The 846-nt window shown below is 71.7% G+C and carries 2 protein-coding genes; both read right to left on the reverse strand.

Annotation, left to right across the window (positions count from 1 at the left end; translation table 11 throughout):
- Positions 1 to 7 precede the first annotated feature (7 nt).
- Positions 8 to 214 carry a hypothetical protein gene (locus tag E1211_RS32205; protein ID WP_132354023.1) on the reverse strand — a complete coding sequence of 69 codons (207 nt, stop codon included), beginning with the start codon at positions 212 to 214 and terminating at the stop codon, positions 8 to 10.
- Between the two features lie 44 nt (positions 215 to 258).
- Positions 259 to 492, reverse strand: a complete 234-nt coding sequence (locus E1211_RS32210) for a hypothetical protein (RefSeq protein ID WP_371686240.1) — start codon at positions 490 to 492, stop codon at positions 259 to 261.
- Positions 493 to 846: the final 354 nt, after the last annotated feature.

Consider the following 846-nt stretch of genomic DNA (forward strand, 5'->3'; position numbering starts at 1 on the left):
CTTCTGGTCAGGTCGGCGTGGTCCCGCCGTCCTCGCCCGCCCAGCCGCGGGACGCCTCCGGTTCCCGCTCGCCCTTGTCCTCGCCCGTGACCACCTCGCGGTCCACCGCCGTCCGGTCGTGCTCGTCGGCGAAGTCCGGCTCGGGCAGGCTGTCCATGCCCGCCGGGGGCTGACCCAGGGCCGGGACCCGCTCGTGGTGCTCCTCGTTTGACATCTCGTTCTCCTCTCGCCGGGGGGCGGGGCGGTCTCAGGTGGGTCTCAGGTGACCGAGCCGCCGAGCAGGTCGGCCGCCTCGTCGACCGAGTACTCCCCCTCGGGCAGCGCGCAGATCCGGGTGAGCCAGTGGGCGGGCAGCTCGGCCGCCACGGCACGCCGGTAGATGTCCGCCTGGCTGACCCGCTCCTGGCCGTGGTACAGGTCTTCGAGCAGGTCGTCGAGGCGCCGAGTGTCCGGTTCGTCGGTCACGGGTACGTCGTCGGTCACGGCGATCAGCTACCCGTGCCGGAAACGGTCAAACGTCACCCGCCCGAGCCGCCGTCGGACCGAGAGACAGCGGCGCCCCGGCCGGATGACCGGGGCGCCGCTGGGTGTCGGTGTGCAGGTCGCCTCTCGGCGAGTGGCTCGACGCGGCTCCAGCCGGACGGTATTCCGCGAAGGCAATTGGGTGAGGCCCGGGGACACTGGACACACCGACACCCCACACAACCACGGCACCCCCACGACTCTTCCGCGCCGCGCTGTGCCCTACGCCACACCCCGCACGACCTCGTTGATCAAGAGCTTCGCGTCAGATCCGCGCGCCCGGGTGACGCGGAGCTATTGATCACGTGGAGGTCAGGCGGGGGT

Origin of the sequence: Micromonospora sp. 15K316, from assembly GCF_004348525.1 — a bacterium.
GTDB lineage: Bacteria > Actinomycetota > Actinomycetes > Mycobacteriales > Micromonosporaceae > Micromonospora.

Coding starts and splice junctions, on each gene's coding strand:
- E1211_RS32205 (WP_132354023.1), bottom strand. CDS start 214: ATGTCAAACGAGGAGCACCACGAGCGGGTCCCGGCCCTGGGTCAGCCC.